Origin of the sequence: Shimia biformata, assembly GCF_016888515.1 — a bacterium.
Taxonomy (GTDB): Bacteria; Pseudomonadota; Alphaproteobacteria; order Rhodobacterales; family Rhodobacteraceae; genus Shimia_A; species Shimia_A biformata.
In genome coordinates, this window is record NZ_JAFEJK010000005.1 from 24,518 (window position 1) to 42,024 (window position 17,507).

A 17,507-nucleotide genomic window follows, 5' to 3' on the forward strand; every position below is an offset into this window, starting at 1 on the left:
AAGGCATGGTTCCGGGGACCAGTTCTAATCTAACTTGCGGTCGTGTTTATAGACCTGATTTGATGGCAAAAATGGGGCGTTCCGTTGCGGGTTTGGCGATGGTTCGCCCAAATGCGCAATTGCCAAGCCCGTGGTGACATGGGAAACGACATCCGGGGGGCGGCGCCCCATGACCACAGGCAGGAGACAGGACGCGTGGAAATTTTGCTGGTTGGCGCGGGGCTGAGCGGGGCGGTCACGGCGCGGGGTCTGGCCGAGGCCGGGCACCGGGCGCGGATCGTGGAAAGCCGCGACCACGTGGCCGGCAACTGCCATACCGAGCGCGACCCCGAGACCGGGGTCATGGTGCATGTCTATGGCCCGCATATCTTTCACACCGACGACACCGGGGTCTGGGACTATGTCACCCGGTTCGCCCGGTTCCGCCCCTACAAGAACCGGGTCAAGGCGACCACCCGCGGCGAGGTGTTTTCCCTGCCGGTCAACCTGCACACGATCAACCAGTTCTACCGCAAGACCCTGCGCCCCGACGAGGCCCGCGCCTTTATCGAGGAACAGGCCGATACCTCGATCACCGACCCGCAAAGCTTCGAAGAGCAGGCGCTGCGCTTTGTCGGCCCTGATCTCTACGAGGCCTTCTTCAAGGGCTACACGCTGAAGCAATGGGGGTTGCACCCGCGCGAGCTTCCGGCGTCGATCCTCAAGCGCCTGCCGGTGCGCTTCAGCTATGACGACAATTATTTCGCCCATGCCCACCAGGGCATGCCGGAAGAGGGCTATACCGCGCTGGTCGAGAAGATCCTCGACCATCCCGGCATCAGCGTCGAATTGAACACCCGCTTCAGCCGCGACATGGGCGCAGGCGCCGACCACGTGTTCTATTCCGGGCCGCTGGACGGGTATTTCGACTATCAGCTCGGGCATCTTGGTTATCGCACGCTGGATTTCGAACGCTTCACCTATCAGGGCGACTGGCAGGGCTGCGCGGTGATGAATTACGGCGAAGAGGACGTGCCCTTCACCCGGATCACCGAACACAAGCATTTCGCGCCCTGGGAGGAGCACGCGGGCTCGGTGCTCTATCGCGAGTATTCCCGCGCCTGCGCCCCCGGCGACATCCCCTATTACCCGATCCGGCAATTGCGCGAGAAGGCGCTCCTGGCCGATTACGTGGCGCTGGCGGAACGGACCAGCGGCGTCACCTTCCTCGGCCGGCTGGGGACCTATCGCTATCTCGACATGGATGTCACCATCCGCGAGGCGCTGAACGTGGTCGAGATGTTCAACACCCGCGGCGCCGACGCGATGCCCGCCTTCGCGGTGCCGCCGCTTTAGCAACAGTATTTGTCAATCGGCTGACCGGGATAACGGATCGGGGATCAGCCCCGGGTCAGCGCCTTGATCCGGGTTTCGCGGAAATGCTTGGGCCAGGGCTGACGCTTGTTGTGCATCATCTCGGAAATGAGATTGGCCAGGGCCACGAGGTCGCGGATCTCGTCGGCGCTGAAATGGTCCTCGGGGCGCAGGCTCTGGGCGGTTTCGGGGGCCTGGTCGACGGTCTTTTCCAGCTCGGTCTGCAACAGCGGCCTCCCGTCAAAGAAGGTGCCGTCCATGTCGCGGGCATCGGTCATGTAGACCTCGGCCATCCGTCGGGCCAGTCCCTTGTGGATGCGCAGCTTCTCGTCACTGGCGCCGGGGGCCGTGCCCAGGTGCCGCGCCACCGCCCAGCCCAGAGCCAGCCGGTGTTCGCGCGGGATATCGCGCACCCGGTCTTGGATCAGCCGGACGATCATCAGGTCGCGCAGCGGCAGCGATTCATTGGCCGCCGTCACCTGGTCCAGCCGATAGGGGGTGCCGTCCAGGGTGGCCTGCAGGAAATCCTCGACCACCGAGCCCTGGTGCAATTCGGCACGGATCATCGGGCGCAGGGTGAAATCCGCTCCGAAGGCGCTGTGCCACCTGCCGAAACGGGGGGCATAGATGAACCGGCCATTCTGCTGCACCCGGTCGAGGAAATCCTCGATACGGTGGTCGTGGAACAGGCCGATCTTGATCTGTTCGACGCAGCTGGACAGCACCCGGGCGGCATGCGGACGGACATAGGCGATGACCTGCATCGACTGGGCGCACTGGCTGAAATGCCGGTCCCAGACGGCCCGGGCCTTGTCCGGGCTGACCCCTTCCAGGTCCTCGCCCGAGATCACGGTGAAATCGGCATGGAGCCCCGAGATCTGCCGGGCCAGCTGTGCCAGCGGCGCGGCGGCCTCGCCCCGGCCGGCGGCATCGAAGGATTTGCGCAGGTAGTTATGGGCAAGCTGGGCGGGGTAATACAGGGTCTTGCCCTCAGGCGTCACACGCCCCGCCGCCAGCGCATACTGGATCGAGGTCGACCCGGTCTTGTGATCGCCCACATGCAGGATCAGCTTGCCGGTCTTCGGTGCCCCCGCGGGCAGAGGTGCCGGGGGGGTGCCGGTTTTCCGACCGGGTTTCTGGCCCCGGCCGGGCCGGGCGGCGCGCATCCGGCGCAGGATGTTCAGCATGGCGGAATCCTTTCCTTGGCGCGGTGGTCCGATGCGGCGCGCAGCATGTCAATGAAATCGGCCTCCTCCCAGCGGGGCGCGGGGGGATCGGGATACATGTCGAACCCGGTCTCGAAGCGGAACGGCGCGCCCTGCCACTGCCAGTCGCGGGCCAGCCGGTCATTGGCGGCGTCGAAATGCGCAAGAAAGGCGCGTGCCTCGTCGCGGGTGGGCAGGAAGTCGCCCTCGGGGGGGAGGGCGTTGAGAAGGCTGAGGCGGTCCTCTTCGGCAAAGCCCTCGCGGATCAGGTAGAGGCCAAGGGCGGTCTGGTTCCCGGCCCAGGAACTGTTGAAGGCAAGTGGCGTCTTGTTGCGGAAGGCCAAGCCGCAGCGATGGGCAAAATCATCGACCGCGTCGGCATTGACCAGCGCATCGCGCCGGTAGGGGATCACCTGCACGTTGTCCTTGCCGAAGGCCGCCGCCCAAAGATCGCCCAGCTTGGCCGCATAGTCGAAATAGGACTGCAGATGTGGCCGGTATCTGGGCAGCGGGGTCACGTCGATGCCATAGAACCGGGTTGCCAGCGTCCCGGCGATCACCTGTTTGCGATGGGCCAGCGCCAGCCGGTCCTGGCGGCGCAGGTAACACAGCACGGTGACAGCGTCGAACCGGTCGCGCAGCATTGCCGCCAGCGCGTCCAGCGCCGCCGGGTCATCCAGCCAGAACAGCAACTCGTTCGAGGTCACATGAAGGCCGCCCTCCGGCTGCGGGCGCAGCACCTGCTCGGCGGCGGCCAGGTCCAGAGTGACGCGGAACCGGTCCAGTCGGCCCCGCCATTGCAGGATCCGGGTCTCGGGCCTGCGGATGTCGAGGTAATGCACCCCGCGCGGCAGGTGCTGCCGGCAGGCGCGCTGGATCGAGGTGGTGCCGGTCTTGTGCGAGCCGATATGCAGTACCAGCTGGCTGGACCCGGAGGATTTGCCTTTGCCCCTTGTGATCGCCTTCCAGAACATGCCTCAGGCCCCGCTTTCGGTTTCCGGGCGCGGGGCACCCTCGGCGGTGATCCCCATGCGCCGGGTCCAGAAGGCGGTGCTGGCCAGTGCGGGATAACCCGCCCGCCAGTCCCGTTTCAGCCCGTCATAGCCGCGCCAGAAGCGCCGGGACAGGCGCAGGAAGGCCAGGGTCTGCGCCGCCGCGCGCCGTTTGGAGTGGCGCAGGGTGAAGCGCTTGCCGGTCTCCGGGTCGTGATAGGTGATCTCTGCCGCGCCCCAGACCCGGTGCAACTGCCCGCGCATGCCTGCCTCAAGCACCACCCGGTTTCCCAGCAGCCGGAAGAACGGGATCAGGTGGCCGTTCAGCGAGGCGATCATCAGCCAGCGCACCAGCCGGTAATCGGGGTTGATCCAGCGCCTTTCGGTGTGCAGGGGTGTCTCGGGGGTCTGCCATGCCTCGTCCCGGCACATCGCCGCGATCTTCGCGCGCCGCTCGGCCATATCTGTATTTTTTGCAAAGAAATCAGGACCTTCCATGAAGTCTGAAAAGGACAGGTTCAGCGCCTCGAGGGTCTCGTAGTGGCATTGGAACAGGCTGCGGGCAAAGAACCACATGGCAATGCGCAGCGTCGCGCGTCGGCCGATGTCCATGTGATCCACCGCCATGTGATGCGCCAGGTGGCTGCGCAGGTCGAGATAGAGCGTCTGCAGCGATTCCTTGTTGGCGAAATTCTCGTCCTGGAACGAGATCACGCCGGGCAGGGTGACGATGGTGAAGTCATGCACCAGGCAGAAGCTGATGTCGTCGCCGCGCACGAAGAAGGGAAAGGGCATGTGGTTGGCGGCGGCCACCGGAAAGGCGAAATACCACCAGCCGCCATAGAAATTCGGCGGTTTCGGCGCGGCGCTGTCGCGCTCGAGCTGGCGGACATTGTCGGGTTCACGCAGGTCCATGCCGATATGGGCCGGGCGGCAGGCGCGGTCGAAGATCGCGCCGTTTTCCCACAGCCGCCACGGGTCGACGGCATTGGCCAGCGCCCCGGCAATGGCCAGCCTGTCATCGCGGGCATAGGCCAGAAACGCCCAGGTCCGCCCCAGCGCCGCCATGTGGATCGAGGCATCGTCATCCATGAACAGGCAATGGCTGGCGCCGCGCGCCCGCGCTGCGAGCAGCCCGCGGGCAAAGCCGCCTGACCCGCCGAGGTTTTCGTTGGCGACCGGGGTCACGTGGTCAGAGGCGGCGATCTCGGCGGTCTGGCCATTGTCGACCACCACCAGGTGCAGGTGATCCGCCAGCGGCGAGGCGGTGATGAAGCGCTCGAACCGGTCCACAGTGGCGCGCACCGCCTGTTCGCGGCGGAAGGTGGTGATGGCAAGCACCATCTTCGGGGTCCGACGCGGCACCTGGGCGGTGAGCCAGTCGGCCCCGGTCAGTGTAGCTGGCCCCTGTGCCGTCAGCGCAAAGTCGATCAGGTCATCCGGCCCGAAGCCGCCGGGGACGGTGATGTCCAGCGCGGTCTCCGCGTTTTGGCCAGCGTTTTGGTTCAGCTCCAACTCCTGGCACAGCAGCTCGGTTTCGCGCCAGTCCGTGTCCCCGGCCGGGCGCTGCAGGCGCACCCGCACTGTCACCCGCCCGGTCCCCGAAAGCCGCAGAGCAAGGTGTTCCAGCGCGCAGTGGCGCTGCCATTTGCCCATCGGGAACAGGTTGGCATAGCTGTCGAACCGGGCCTCGGCGCCGGGTCCAAGGCGCAGGGACGGGTGGTCCGACCCGCTGCCGGCAAACTCCGCACGCCCGGACAGCCGGGCATAAAGCGCCGGGTCGTCGCAAAGGGCCGGGTGGGGCCAGAGCAGGGTCTGCAGCACGGGGTTCGGGGGCAGGTCGGGCATAAGGTCGGGCCGGGTCAGGTCGGTGTGGCGGAGGCCGCCGCGCCGGATCCGGCCGAGAGCGCGTCAAGGAAGGCGGTCATCGCGGGATCGGGGTCAAATTCGGCGACGGCCCCACTTTTCCCCCCGGCCCCACCTTCACCCCCGGCATGGCGCAGGGCGGCGATCTGGTCCAGCGCGATGGCGGTGGCCTCGGCTTCGGGCATCGGGCGCGCGATCAGCATCTGATCGAGGTCGGGGAAGAAGGCGGTCTGGCCGGTGACCTCGCGCAGGAAGGCCTCATGCGGCTGGAACGCGTCATACATGCGCTGGCGGTTCTCGGCGCCGAACAGCTCGATCTCGGGGTCGGCGGGCAGGTCCAGGGTCCGGCGCAGCGCCATCAGCCCGTGGCGCAGCTCCTCGGCCTGGTCGGGCGCAAGCTGGTGGTTACCGCGGCGGATGATCTCGCGCAGGGCGACCGGGATCGAGGGGTTGGCCCGGTCGACGGGGATCAGGTTGTCAGGCCAGCCGATGTCGGTCCGGGCCATGAAATCCGCAACCGAGCCTCCGGCGCGCAGGATGTCGGCATAGTTGCGGATATGCAGCCGGGCGTCGGGGCAGCGCTTGAGCCAGGGTTCCAGCATCTTGCGATAGTTGAAATGGATCGAATTGACATAGCCGTCCAGCGCATCGGCGCTGAGCGGCTTGAGCTTGTGGCCGAATTTCAGCCGCTGCCCGTGCCAGGAGGCAAGGTAGTCATCGGGCCGGCGCAGGGCGCAATAGATCTCGAGATCGACATCGCCCAGCATGGCAAGCAGCTGGTCGATCAGTTGCGGTCCGGCGCCGCCGAAATTGGCCAGTACCTCGGAGCAGATCAGCACCGTCTCGGGGTCGAGAAAGGTAAACTGGTTCTGCAGGATCGCCGCGATCTGGTTCGGGCCGGGAATGGAGGTGTGAAACGGCGGCATGCGGTGGTTTTCCAGCTGCGCCATCAGCCGGAAGGCCAGCGCGTTATGCGGCTCGCGGATATTGATCGGCAGGTGGTCGTCGAAATCCCGCCCGGCCACCGATTTGGCGATCATGTAGCTCAGGCCCTCGCTTTCGGTGGCGGGGTAGAGAATGCCATTTTCGAGCAGGCGAAAACTGTTCTTGGCGAGGAATTGCTGCAGCGCCGTCGAGCCGACCTTGTGATGCCCGATATAGAGAATGACCTTCATTAATACTCCGGGGAAAGCCGGCCTTGCACCTGTCCATGGTTGTATATCCCCCCCGGTTCACAGAGGGAACCCATGTCCGGCCCGATCGGGCCCGATCCGGTCTGATCCGGGGTGATCCGGTCAGGGGCGGGTCACGTGATACTGTCGGCCCGCGGCAAAGGGGCCGGGCAGGGTGGTCTCTGTCCCGTCCGCCCAGCGGATCACCAGCGGTCCGGCCGCATCGCTGTGCCCCTCGCCCAGCCCGAAGCTGACCCGGGGCGCATCGAAGGACATGAAGCCGCCGCCGGACTGGATCTCGCGGCGCAGGACCCGGCCCTCCGCCGTGGTCAGGTCCACAACCGCCCCCAGCCCGGCGCGGTTGCCGACGTGATCCTCAAGCGTCACCACCAGCCGCGGGGCCTGGGCATTGTTGAAAAACACCGTCAGCGGGCCGTTGACCGGGTGGGTCAGGAGATCTTCGTCGCCGTCGCCGTCCAGGTCCACCGCCAGCGCCGCCGCGGTCATCAGGTAATCCTCGAGCCCGAAGGGACCCGAGGCCTCGGTGAAGGTGCCGCTGCCGTCATTGAGGAAGAACAGGTTTGACGGCGAGACCTCGTTCGGGACCCATGTGCCGTTGACGATATAGACATCGAGATCGCCATCGAGATCGGCATCGGTGAATTTCGTGTCCCAGCTCCAGCCGCCCACATCCAGCCCCAGCGCCCCGGCATTGTCGCCATAGGCCGCGCCGTCATGTCGCAGCAGCACGTTCGAGCGCAGGATCTGCGGATGAGTCAGGGCGATTTCCTCGGCGGTAGGGGTGCGGGCGGGGCGGAAATGCAGGTCGCAATAGGCCCGCGCCACGGTCTGATCGGCCGGGATCAGGGCGCAGATGCTGGCGTCATCGCGCTGGATCGCCAGATCCTTGATCAGCATCGCCTTGCATTCGCCCTGGTAGCGCGCCGCCATGTCGCCCAGCGTCGCCGGGGTCATCTCCTGGCAGCGGCTGGCATAGGTCGGATCAAAGCTGTTGCCCGAGCGGTACCAGCGCTTGATTTCCATGTTGCGGGTGCAGGTGGCCCTGGCCGCGGCATCCTCGATCCCGTCGCAGTAAAGCCTGAGATCCTGCATCTTCAGCGTCCGCGACACACCGGACGAGCGCCCGGCGATCTGGGCGAAGTAAAGCTGCGGCAGCGGGTCAGCGGCAAGATCGCCGGTCAGGTCGCCGGTCTTGACCGCCATGGTGGTGGTGGTGGTGTGGGGGATGGCGCCGCTGGCATGGTCGAGCATGGTGAAACCACCCGCCCCGTCGCCGAGATAGATGTAATCGGGAATGTCGAAATCATTGCCGACGATCAGGTCCGCCGCCCCGTCCCGGTCGATATCGGAAAACAGGATCGACAGGGTTTCCCCCGGCAGGCCGGGCAGGTCGGTCTGGCGCGCGCCGGGCACGCCGTTCTCGGTCCACAGGATGCGGTTGCGGCTTTCCTCGCCGGGGACGCGCCGGTACCAGCCCGCCGCCCAGTTGCCGAGCGCGATATCGAGGTAACCGTTGTGGTCGGCATCACCGAAGCTCAGCGCCATGGCCAGCGGCGCGTCGGCGCGATTGGGCAACAGGACGGGTGGCTCGGGACCGAAGGTGCCGCCGGCATTCTTCCAGTACCAGACCCCGTGCAGGTAGGTGGCCAGCACCAGGTCGGGCCAGCCGTCATTGTCGAGATCCACCAGCGCGGCGTTGAAGACATGGTCGGTGGGCAGGGGGTTGGCCAGCGCCTGCCGGGTAAACCGCCCGGCGCCGTCATTGTCGTAAAGATAGATCCCGGCCTCGGTCGAGGCCACGGCAAGGTCAAGGTCGCCGTCACCGTCGATATCGCCGGCACTGAGCGACCGCCCCTCCCAGAACGGGGGCCACATGTCGCGCATGGTGAACTCGACCGGCTTGTCGATGCCGATGCCGATGGCCTCTTGCCGCGTGAAGGGCAGGGCGGCGGGGGCAGAGGGCGGGGCCAGCGGGGTGGCGGTCACCGTGACCGCATCCAGCCCGGCGGCCTGGGCCGCGCCCCAGGGTGGGACCGGGGCAGCCTCCGACAACAGCAGGTCCAGCGCCCGGTCGCTTTGCCACTGGTGATAGCGCTCGGCCCCCCAACCGCCAAGCGCGCCCAGGATCATCACCGCCGCCGCCAGCATCCAGCCCGCCCGCAGCCCCAGCGCGCCCGAGACGATGAGGAAGGAATAGACGCTGAAGGTGCCAAGGGTGAACAACAGCGCCATCACATAGCCATGCGACAGCCCCAGCCCCAGAAGCGCCCCCGCCATCACCACGTCAAAGGCGATGGGCACGGGCAGGAAGGTGCCGACCACCGCGATCGCCAGAAGCGCCCAGATCGACCAGGGCAGCCCGAGGATCAGGTCCTGCGGCAGCGCGGTCGCCACCAGCGCCCCGAGAAACCCGGCCAGAAGCATCATCGGCACCGTCATCTTGATGATGAACCACAGGTTCTTCAGATAGCCGGTGACCACCGCCCAAAGCGCAGCCGGGAAGCTTTCGGATTGGCCGGAAGGATCGCCCTGCGCCAGTTCACCGGCGCTCCAGGGGGTGGGGGCGGCGACCTCTGGGGCGATCTCGGTCTGGGGCAGGGTGCGGCAGATCAGCGGCACCACCACAAGGATCACCAGAAGCGACAGGGCGATCTTGGTGACCACCATGTAAAGCGGCATCAGCGACACCAGCATGGTCAGCACGATGATGTTCAGCGTCGGCGAGGCGACCATGGCCGAGAGCGTCGTCTCGGCCCTGAGACCGGCGGAATACATGCCCCGCGCAATCGGCGCGGCGCAGTTGACGCAGACCCCAAGCGGCGTGCCGATCGCCAGCCCCAAAAGCGAATTGGCAAAGCCGCCGCGGAAACTGCGCTGTTTCAGATAGGCGGCGGCGGTCAGGAAGGCGGCGGCAAACAGGACGCCGAATGTCATGCCCTTCTTGTTGGTGTTGATCCAGTTCAGCGTCGACCAGAACACCTTTTCGGCAAAGCCCATGTCGTCAGACAGCGGGAACTTGGCCTCGAACGACAGGCTGTCCTCGAGCTGGATCGCCCCCGACATCATCGCCTTTTCATCCAAGGCGGGATAGCGCGAGCCGGTCCAGAAAAGGTAGGCCAGGATGATGATGATCAGCGAGGCCAGGAAAAAGCGCTTCTGGTACAGGGGGGAGACGAGAGAAGACATCAAATACGCCGCCAGCAAATAAAGGGATTTTCCAGAATCCTAGCGCAACTGCGGCGTGCTGGGTAGGGAAAACGCCGCCCGGGGGCGGGTCGTACCGGGGGCTTACCGTATCGGTGCCTTCTGGCGAATTTTCTCCCACCAGTAATCCAGGCCCAGCTGTTCCAGCAGGGCGCGCCGCTTGTCGGGGTCATCCTGGCGGGGGGCATATTGCGCCTGCCAGAGCTGCAGTTTTTCCAGGCTCAGGCTGTCCTCTGTCCAGTCGGGCACATGGACAACGGGCAGATCAGCGTAGCCGTCGCTGGTCGGGTTGCGGCGCATGATCGGGATCGCTCCATGCAGCAGGGCGTGCCAAGCCTTTGGCGCCGGGTCCAGCCCGCCGCCCTCGACGCAGAGAACAAAAGCGTGGCCGTCAATCAGGCGCAGATAGTCCGGCAGGGGGATCGGAGCGTCCAGCACCGTGCACCAGTCCGACCAGGCGTGTTTTGCCAACCCGCTCACGTGCCTGCGCGGTTCCCACTGTGGCCCCTCGCGATGGTGATGGGCACACAGGACCCGCAAAGGTCTTTGGCCAAGCGGTGTCGTCGGCGGAACGGCAATCCCGGTTTCGGGATAGCCCTCGGGGAATACCAGGCCAATGGGCAGCGGCGACATGCGGGCGATCCCGTCGGTGTCCAGATTCTCGACAAACCAGTGCCGCAGATACGGGCTGTCCAGGATGGCGCGGACGTCGTCGGCGAACTGGCCGTCGCCGCGCGGCCAGCGATGGTCAATCTGCTGTGGCAGGGTGGCGTCCTCTGAGCCGGACACCAGAATGAAATCCTGTGACAGGCGGGGCAGGATATCCTCGGCGAACCTGCGCAGCGCGATCTGGGGCGCGCGCAGGGACAGGAAAATGTGGCGCGGCGTGTCGGTCCCGGTGTTGCGGACCAGGTGGGTTTGCGGCTGGATCCAGTCGCTGAGGAAAACCCAGTCGCACCTGGCCGCAATGCCCTCGATGCGATAGGCATCCGCACCCTGCCCCTTGGGAAAGAGGCGCGTGGACTGAACAATCAGCCGATCCGGGTCTTGCTGGTTTTGGGGCGGGTTTTGCGGCGGATGGGATTTCATGTCAGGACCGCGGTGTCCCGGTTTCATCCACGTCATAGCCGAATCTTTGCGCCACGTCCCGGCATAGGCCCCAGACATGTTGCACCCTGGGGTCGGGGAGATTGAAAGCCTGTCGGCGGCTGTCATTGAGGTCCGGCCGCCTTATGTCGTGGATCGGGATACCGAGGAAGTCGGACAGGGTCCCGGAAAACCGGTCCCAATCGTCAAAGATATCCTCGTAGCGCACGACGCAATACCGGTTCTCGGCCCCAAGGGTCTGGCCAAGCCGCTCGATGGCCGCCACCTGGTAAAGCCACGATACCGTGTTGTGCATGATCTGCCGCTCCAGGATCTCCTGGTCGGGGTCAACGTCCAGGGCTGGATAGCCTGTCCCCAGCACCGCCTTTCCGACACGGTGATGCGGATCCGACGTCACATGCTGCTTGCGCAGGCAGCAGGTCACGGGATGGCGGACCATATGCACCACCTTCGTCCCGGGAAAGGCCTGCAGAACCTCGGGAAGAACAAAGATCGTTTCGGGCAGTTTCCAGCCCCAGTGCGAAAACGACCGGTCCTCGGCACGTTTCAGGATGGCCTGCGCGTGGGTAAGAAACTGTGCCGCCGTGTCGGGAAGATGCAACTGGTTGGGAGCGATCCTGGCCTCGATCTTGGCAATGGCGGCGTCATAGATCACATCCCGCCATTCCATCGAGTCATTTGTCGGATTGATATCCGTCCCGAGGAATATCCCGGCATCCATGGCAATCTGGCTGAGCAGGCGGGTTCCGCTACCGCCACGCCCGACAAGCACCGTCGGATGCGCCAGAAGGTCTTGGGCCCGGTGGTTTTCCGCACCGGTGTCTTGAGAGGGCATCGTGTTCATTCAGGGGGCCTCAAAATGCTGGAATTCGGCGGGCACAGAATGGCGCCGCAGGACCGTCATGTGTAAGATCAACAGGTGGAAGATGGCCCCGGCACTGGGGTGGGGTCGCTGGCCGGGACCTGTGGGGTGATATCATAGCCGAGGGTTTCCATGTCGGACCCGGTGATTTGCAGGATATCCCGCTCCTGGTCCGGGGTCAGATCGCGGGTCCATTTCGTCAGCGATGATTGATCTATCGGGCGGGTCCGAAGCGTCCGACCCGGTCCGACGCCGACAAAAACGCCCTGGTGGGACAGGACCGCCGGATCCCAGGGCAGACCGCTCTGTGCGATAACGCGGCGGCACAGGGCATCGGGCGTGGTGGTCAGGTCTTCGTAGCGGAAGGAAAAGACCCGAAGCCCGGCATCCCGGAACCATGCCTGCTGGGTCGATTTGATGCGCCAGACGATCGCCCGGCGAACATGCAGGGGCACAGCCGTGTCTTCGAGCATGCGGATCTCGGTTTCCCAGCGCGCCACGAACTCGGGGTTGGCGCGCAGCAGCGCGGCCTGGTTTTCCACCATCGGGATTTCACCAAGCCGGGCCATGGACGCCACTACGGGGCGGGCATCGCGCACCGGGTATATGATGCGGACGGGGACATCCAGCGCGGCAAGATCGCGGAACCGGTAAAGCAGATTGGGGGCCTTCAGAACCAGGTGGGTGATCTCGGGCGCCAGTGCCGCGCCGCCATCCGGGGCGGGGACAAACCGGTCGTCGGGGTCGGCATATTTCGCTAGGGCTCCGCCCAGGAATCTGTGGAAAGACGCCCCGTGCAGGGTGGTCTCGCCGGACAGAAGCCCGTCAAACCAGGTGTAAAGCCCTTCCTGCTCGTCCAGGAGCAATGCGTTTGGATGCGCCCCGAGAATCTGACCGGTCAGGGTGGTTCCGCTGCGCTGGCAGCCGACGATGACCGTCAGATGCAGGTCGGGGGTGGGGGATCGACGGGCAACGGTGTTGGTGGTCTGCATTGAAAAGGTGGGTCGCGTCTGCTGTGGGTGGCAGTGTCAAAGCCAGAAAACAACGGCCCCAGCAAGGGACCGTTGTCATGTATCTCGAACCGAGGCGTCGGGTTTACGGGCAGGACCCGATCGAACACGAGACGCCGCTGCCGGTGCTGAAGGTACAGGCCATGGTGTCGACCTGCATACAGGTACCGCCGACTGTCAGGCTGCCCGCCAGTGTCATATCGCCAGAGGGGGACAGGGTCATGGCATTCGCGCCGCCGCCCGAAAGCAGCTCTTCGAAGACGAGGTTCAGCCCGGCGCCAATTTCCCATTCCCGCGAAACGGCCGTGTTGTCCAGGATGATCTGCGGGTTCCCGTTGTTCTCGAGATGCAGCATGACTTCCGGCCCGGCGTTGGCGGTATCCACGACATGAAGCGGTGCGGCGGGGCTGGAGGTGCCCAGGCCGACATCCCCGTCGGTATCGACGAAGATCGAGTTTGACGGGGCCGAGGGGCGGATCCGCAGCGGCAGCTGGCTGCCATTGGTGGCGTCGCGCACGAAGAAGTTGGTTTCGTTGCCCGCCACGTCCCAGGTTTGGGCGGTGAAGCCGGACGAGCCGTCCTGCTCCAGGCGCAGGGTCGGGGTGTCTCCGTCCTTGACATGCACTTCGACCACCGGGGTTGAGGTGCCCAGACCGATGCGGCCGCCATCGTCGACGTAAAGCGAATGGCTAGGGGCGCTGGCCTCGATGGTGAAGGGGGTGCGCCCGCCGTCGATATCGTCGATCGAGAACTTGTTGGCGCCGCCGTTCGAGCTTTCGTTGAAGGTGATCTGCCAGTCATTGGTCGGGAACGAGGCTGAGGCCGAGGTATCCTGAGCCTTGATGCGCAAGTTGTTTTCCTTCAGGCGGATCGTGTCGAAGCCGAAGCTTTCGCCGTTCACGCAGTCAAGACCGATACAGGCCGAGCCATCGACGATCAGGTCGTCCAGGATCACCTGGTCTGCCTGTGCCGTGCCGAGGCCCAGAGCGGTGAGGCCGGCGCTGGCAAGAAGCAGGCGGGTCGCAGAAAGTGCCATTTTTCTTCTCCTTGTTGAACATGTCGGCCGGGCGTCCGGCCAGGATTCACCAGATTAATTGTCTTCCTTGATGTCTTCGGGGGTGATGATCACCCCTCGGGACACGGTGAAATGCCCCGCAGTAAAAAACGGTTTGGCGCGGGTATCGCGCTGGTTCTCGCCGCGGCCGTTGTTGATCGGGTTGATGATCTCGGCCTGTTCGTCGGTGGCGGCGCTGAGTTCATAGCGATAGACCCCGTCCAGCACCTTGGATCCCGACAGATGGAAGACCGGGGTGCCGGTGGCGGCGAAGATCTCGGTCAGGCGGCCATCCGGCGCGGCGACGGTCAGCGTGGCATTGCTGAGCCCGCGCCAGTTCTCGAACCAGAAGGCGTTGGAATTGTGCTGTTCCACCGGCTCGCTGGCAAGGGCCGCACCGGTGGCGAGGATGGTCAGGACGCCCCCCAGGGCGAAGTTGCGGAACTGTCGGACAAGGCGCGTGGTGCCGGTCACGATGGTCGTCTCCCTAATAACCTGACAGGCCGCCGGGCGGCCTTTTCAATACCAAAATCAGGGCCGCTGGCCCCTGTTCGCTGCAATGATGCCCCAGCGTAACACACAGGGTGAGCTGAATCCTAAGAGAATCTTAACAAATCTTAATAAAAGGGTGGTTCTCTACGGGGATAAGGGCGACGGTCACCGGTCACCGGCGCGCGGGCGAGGCGTTCCCGGCTGCTCCTGCGGCGCCCCTCCGACCAGTGCCCTCTCTTGGGCCCTCTCCTGAGCTTCGGTGATCTGGCCCGGCGTCATACGGGCGTGGAAGTGGCGGCTCAGGGTCAGCGCGTCGGGCATCTGCGCGGCGCTGGCCAGGATCAGCCACATCTGCCCCAGCACATAGTCCTGCGGCACCCCGCGCCCGTCGAAATAGAGCAGGGCCAGGTTGATCATCGATGGCCCATGCCCGGCGCGGGCGGCGGCGTGGAACAGCCGCGCGGCGCGCGACAGGTCGACCGTCGAGGCGCCAGGGGTCCCGGTCAGCAGCCAGCCGGACTGGAACGCCGCCACCGGGTCACCGGCCTCGGCCGCGCGCAGCAGGGCCTGTTGCAGGGCCGGGTCCTCGGGTGGGGGCATCAGACGCGGATCATAGCGCAGCCCCGGCCCCTCGGCCCCGCGCTTCGCCTCACGGTAGAGCGCGGCGGCGCGCGCCTCGTCCAGTTCGACGCCAAAGCCGTTTTCATACATCACCCCCAGGTTGGTCAGCGCCTGGTCCAGCCCCTGTTCGGCGGCGGCGGCAAACAGCGATGCGGCCTTCTGGTAATCCTGCGCCACGCCATGGCCGCGCACGTAGAGCAGGCCAAGGTTGTTCAGCGCCCGGGCATGGCCGCGCGCGGCGGCGCCTTCATAAAGCGCAAGGGCGCGGGCGTAGTCGGTCTCGACGCCGCGCCCCTCCTGATAAAGCACGCCAAGGCTGACGGCGGCATCGACGTGGCCCGCCTCGGCTGCGCGGGCATAGACCGTGGCGGCCTCGGCGGTGCGGTCGGCGGACTGTTCCAGCGCAGCGCCGTAGTCGAACAGGAACTGCGGGTCGCCGCTTTCCGCAGCCATGCCAAGCCAGCGCAGCGCCTGGTCGCTGTCGCGGGGCACGCCCAGCCCGGTATGGTAATACTGCCCCAGAAGGTTCTGGGCGCGGGGATCGCCGGCTTCGCCTGCGCGGGTGGCCCAGGTCGCGGCGGCGGTGAAATCCTGAAGCACTTCCTGGCCGCCGTGATAGAGGAAGGCCAGCGCGGTCATCGCCGCCACGTCGCCGGCCTCGGCCCGGTCGGTCAGCGCGGCGGGATCGGCGGGGCGGCCCTGATGTTGGCCCGTATTCTGGCCTGTTTCCTGCGCCGCGCCGAAACCCGGTAGCAGGACTAGCGCCAGAAACAGGGTCGGAAGCAGACGCGACCTCATTGCGAGCGCTCCGGTGCCGGGGTCTCGCGCTGCTGTTGCCGGGTTTCGGGCGGCTGAGGTTCCTCTTCGGCGAACCAGCGCCGGGCGGCGGACTGGGCCTCGGCGATCTGCTCGGGCGTCATCAGGGCGCTGGCAGTCTCGCGCAGGTCGCGGGCGGCGTCCTGGCCCAGCGTGGCAGCGATGTTGAACCATTTATGTGCCGCGACATAGTCCAGCGCCACGTGGGTCCCGGTCATGTGCATCTGCCCCAGCCGCAGCTGCGCCGCGGCATCGCCGCCCTGTGCCGCGGCCTGCAGCAATGCCGCGCCCTTGGCGGCCCGGGCGTCGTCGTCACCGTCGAGATAGAGCGCGGCCAGCCCCGCCTGCGCCGCGCGCGACCCGGCCCCGGCCTGGGTTTCAAGCCAGTCCAGCGCCGCCGCATCGCTGGTTTCGGCCGCCGCCAGCGCCCAGGGAATGGCGACCTGCGGTGCCACCCGCCCGTCCAGCGTGCCATCGGCGGCCAGCTGGCCCAGCCGGACCATGGCGCGCCCGGCATCGGCGGTCTCAAGCGCCTTTCGGTAAAGCGCGATCGCCTGATCGGTGTCCTGCGGCACGCCGCGCCCGGTCTCGTGGAGCGCGCCAAGCGCGATCATCGCCCGGCCCAGCCCGTATTCCGCCGCGCGGCGATACCACCGGGCGGCCTCTGCATCATCCCGCGCCACGCCTTCGCCGGCGGCATAGGCCCGGCCCAGGTTCGACATTGCGCCGGGATCGCCCGCCCGGGCCGCGGCGACAAGCCAGCGCAGCCCCTCGTCGGTGTTCTGCTCCACGCCGTTCCCGGCCAGGTAATGCGTGCCCAGCATGCGCTGCGCGATCGGTAGGCCGCCTTCGGCCGCGCGCCGGTACCAGCCGATTGCCTGGCTCATGTTCTTCTCGGTGCCATTGCCCAGTTCCAGCGCCTGGGCCAGGAAATACTGCGCCCGCAGATGGCCGTTCTCGGCCGCCTGCGTCAGCCAGTGGATCGCCTGACCCGCATCCTGACCGGTGCCCAGTCCGCGCGAGTAGATCCGGCTGAGTTCATATTGCGCCGCGACATGATCCTGCCGTGCCGCTGCCAGCATCCAAGTGAACGAGGTCGCCAGATCCTGCTCGACCCCGGTTCCGGAGCGATAGAGCTGGGCCAGGTAATACTGCGCCTCGGCACCGCCAAGCGGGGCGGCGCGCAGCAAGAGTTTCGCCGCCGCCTCGGGGTCGCGGGTGGCCTCGGGCACCTGGTCCTGGTCCTCGAAGCCGGACGATAGATAGACCCGCGCCAGAAGGGTCATCGCCCCGACATGGTTCTGTGCCACCGCCTTTTGCAGCCAGTCGATGGCGGCGTCGATGTCGCGCGGCCCGCCGCGGCCCTGCAACAGCACCTGGCCATAGCGGAACTGCGCCAGCGCGGTGCCGGTTTCCTCGGCATGACGTTTCAGCCCCTGTCGCACGAAGACGTAATCGCCGCGCTGCCATGCCTGTTCGATCGCCGCCATCTCGGGGCGGGGATCGGCGGTTTGGTCCGGGGTCTCGTCAGAGGTTTGATCGGGGGCCGGATTCGTCGCCTCTCCGGTCTCGGCGGGCGGGGTCGATTGCGCCCCGGCGGGCAGGGCGGCCAGACTGGTCAAACCGGGCAACAGGGCAATCAGCAGCGGCAGAAAAAGGGCAGGTTTCACAATGATCTCGGTCTCTTGGAAAATCTGTTCGGGCGACGGGCCCATGATGCAGGGAATGCGGC

General features: G+C 66.1%; 13 protein-coding genes. 1 reads left to right on the forward strand and 12 read right to left on the reverse strand.

Going from position 1 to position 17,507, the window contains the following annotated elements:
• The first annotated feature begins 195 nt into the window (after positions 1-195).
• Positions 196-1,335, forward strand: coding sequence for a UDP-galactopyranose mutase (glf, locus tag JQ863_RS19000; protein ID WP_338055554.1), 1,140 nt, complete (start codon positions 196-198; stop codon positions 1,333-1,335).
• 44 nt (positions 1,336-1,379) lie between these two features.
• Here the strand turns inward: glf and JQ863_RS19005 are convergent, their stop codons facing one another.
• The 12 genes from JQ863_RS19005 to JQ863_RS19060 form a co-directional block, all read right to left on the reverse strand.
• Entirely contained in the window at positions 1,380-2,540 is a 1,161-nt protein-coding gene (locus JQ863_RS19005; RefSeq protein WP_204115930.1) for a hypothetical protein, read from the reverse strand.
• Positions 2,534-3,532, reverse strand: coding sequence for a hypothetical protein (locus JQ863_RS19010; protein WP_204115931.1), 999 nt, complete (start codon positions 3,530-3,532; stop codon positions 2,534-2,536). Before JQ863_RS19010 ends, JQ863_RS19005 begins: the two co-directional genes overlap by 7 nt.
• A gap of 3 nt (positions 3,533-3,535) precedes the next feature.
• A complete protein-coding gene (locus JQ863_RS19015) occupies positions 3,536-5,398 on the reverse strand; it encodes a glycosyltransferase (RefSeq protein ID WP_204115932.1) in 1,863 nt (620 codons plus the stop codon).
• A gap of 14 nt (positions 5,399-5,412) precedes the next feature.
• Entirely contained in the window at positions 5,413-6,591 is a 1,179-nt protein-coding gene (locus tag JQ863_RS19020; RefSeq protein WP_204115933.1) for a hypothetical protein, read from the reverse strand.
• Between the two features lie 120 nt (positions 6,592-6,711).
• Entirely contained in the window at positions 6,712-9,795 is a 3,084-nt protein-coding gene (locus tag JQ863_RS19025) for an FG-GAP-like repeat-containing protein (protein WP_204115934.1), read from the reverse strand.
• Positions 9,796-9,897: 102 nt separating this feature from the next.
• Complete coding sequence (locus tag JQ863_RS19030) at positions 9,898-10,902, reverse strand: hypothetical protein (protein ID WP_204115935.1); 1,005 nt, start codon at positions 10,900-10,902, stop codon at positions 9,898-9,900.
• Position 10,903: 1 nt separating this feature from the next.
• Positions 10,904-11,764: a sulfotransferase family protein gene (locus tag JQ863_RS19035; protein ID WP_204115936.1), complete on the reverse strand. Its 861-nt coding sequence runs from the start codon at positions 11,762-11,764 to the stop codon at positions 10,904-10,906.
• 68 nt (positions 11,765-11,832) lie between these two features.
• Positions 11,833-12,774: a sulfotransferase family protein gene (locus JQ863_RS19040; RefSeq protein ID WP_204115937.1), complete on the reverse strand. Its 942-nt coding sequence runs from the start codon at positions 12,772-12,774 to the stop codon at positions 11,833-11,835.
• 103 nt (positions 12,775-12,877) lie between these two features.
• Complete coding sequence (locus JQ863_RS19045; protein ID WP_204115938.1) at positions 12,878-13,828, reverse strand: hypothetical protein; 951 nt, start codon at positions 13,826-13,828, stop codon at positions 12,878-12,880.
• Between the two features lie 54 nt (positions 13,829-13,882).
• Positions 13,883-14,320, reverse strand: a complete 438-nt coding sequence (locus JQ863_RS19050) for a hypothetical protein (protein WP_204115939.1) — start codon at positions 14,318-14,320, stop codon at positions 13,883-13,885.
• Between the two features lie 183 nt (positions 14,321-14,503).
• Positions 14,504-15,757 (reverse strand): tetratricopeptide repeat protein, encoded by a 1,254-nt coding sequence (locus JQ863_RS19055; RefSeq protein ID WP_204115940.1) that lies wholly within the window; start codon positions 15,755-15,757, stop codon positions 14,504-14,506.
• Complete coding sequence (locus JQ863_RS19060; protein ID WP_204115941.1) at positions 15,754-17,490, reverse strand: SEL1-like repeat protein; 1,737 nt, start codon at positions 17,488-17,490, stop codon at positions 15,754-15,756. Before JQ863_RS19060 ends, JQ863_RS19055 begins: the two co-directional genes overlap by 4 nt.
• Between the last annotated feature and the right edge of the window lie 17 nt (positions 17,491-17,507).

Coding starts and splice junctions, on each gene's coding strand:
- JQ863_RS19025 (WP_204115934.1), bottom strand. CDS start 9,795: ATGTCTTCTCTCGTCTCCCCCCTGTACCAGAAGCGCTTTTTCCTGGCC.
- JQ863_RS19030 (WP_204115935.1), bottom strand. CDS start 10,902: ATGAAATCCCATCCGCCGCAAAACCCGCCCCAAAACCAGCAAGACCCG.
- JQ863_RS19035 (WP_204115936.1), bottom strand. CDS start 11,764: ATGAACACGATGCCCTCTCAAGACACCGGTGCGGAAAACCACCGGGCC.
- JQ863_RS19005 (WP_204115930.1), bottom strand. CDS start 2,540: ATGCTGAACATCCTGCGCCGGATGCGCGCCGCCCGGCCCGGCCGGGGC.
- JQ863_RS19045 (WP_204115938.1), bottom strand. CDS start 13,828: ATGGCACTTTCTGCGACCCGCCTGCTTCTTGCCAGCGCCGGCCTCACC.
- JQ863_RS19060 (WP_204115941.1), bottom strand. CDS start 17,490: ATGGGCCCGTCGCCCGAACAGATTTTCCAAGAGACCGAGATCATTGTG.
- JQ863_RS19010 (WP_204115931.1), bottom strand. CDS start 3,532: ATGTTCTGGAAGGCGATCACAAGGGGCAAAGGCAAATCCTCCGGGTCC.
- JQ863_RS19015 (WP_204115932.1), bottom strand. CDS start 5,398: ATGCCCGACCTGCCCCCGAACCCCGTGCTGCAGACCCTGCTCTGGCCC.
- JQ863_RS19055 (WP_204115940.1), bottom strand. CDS start 15,757: ATGAGGTCGCGTCTGCTTCCGACCCTGTTTCTGGCGCTAGTCCTGCTA.
- JQ863_RS19040 (WP_204115937.1), bottom strand. CDS start 12,774: ATGCAGACCACCAACACCGTTGCCCGTCGATCCCCCACCCCCGACCTG.
- JQ863_RS19020 (WP_204115933.1), bottom strand. CDS start 6,591: ATGAAGGTCATTCTCTATATCGGGCATCACAAGGTCGGCTCGACGGCG.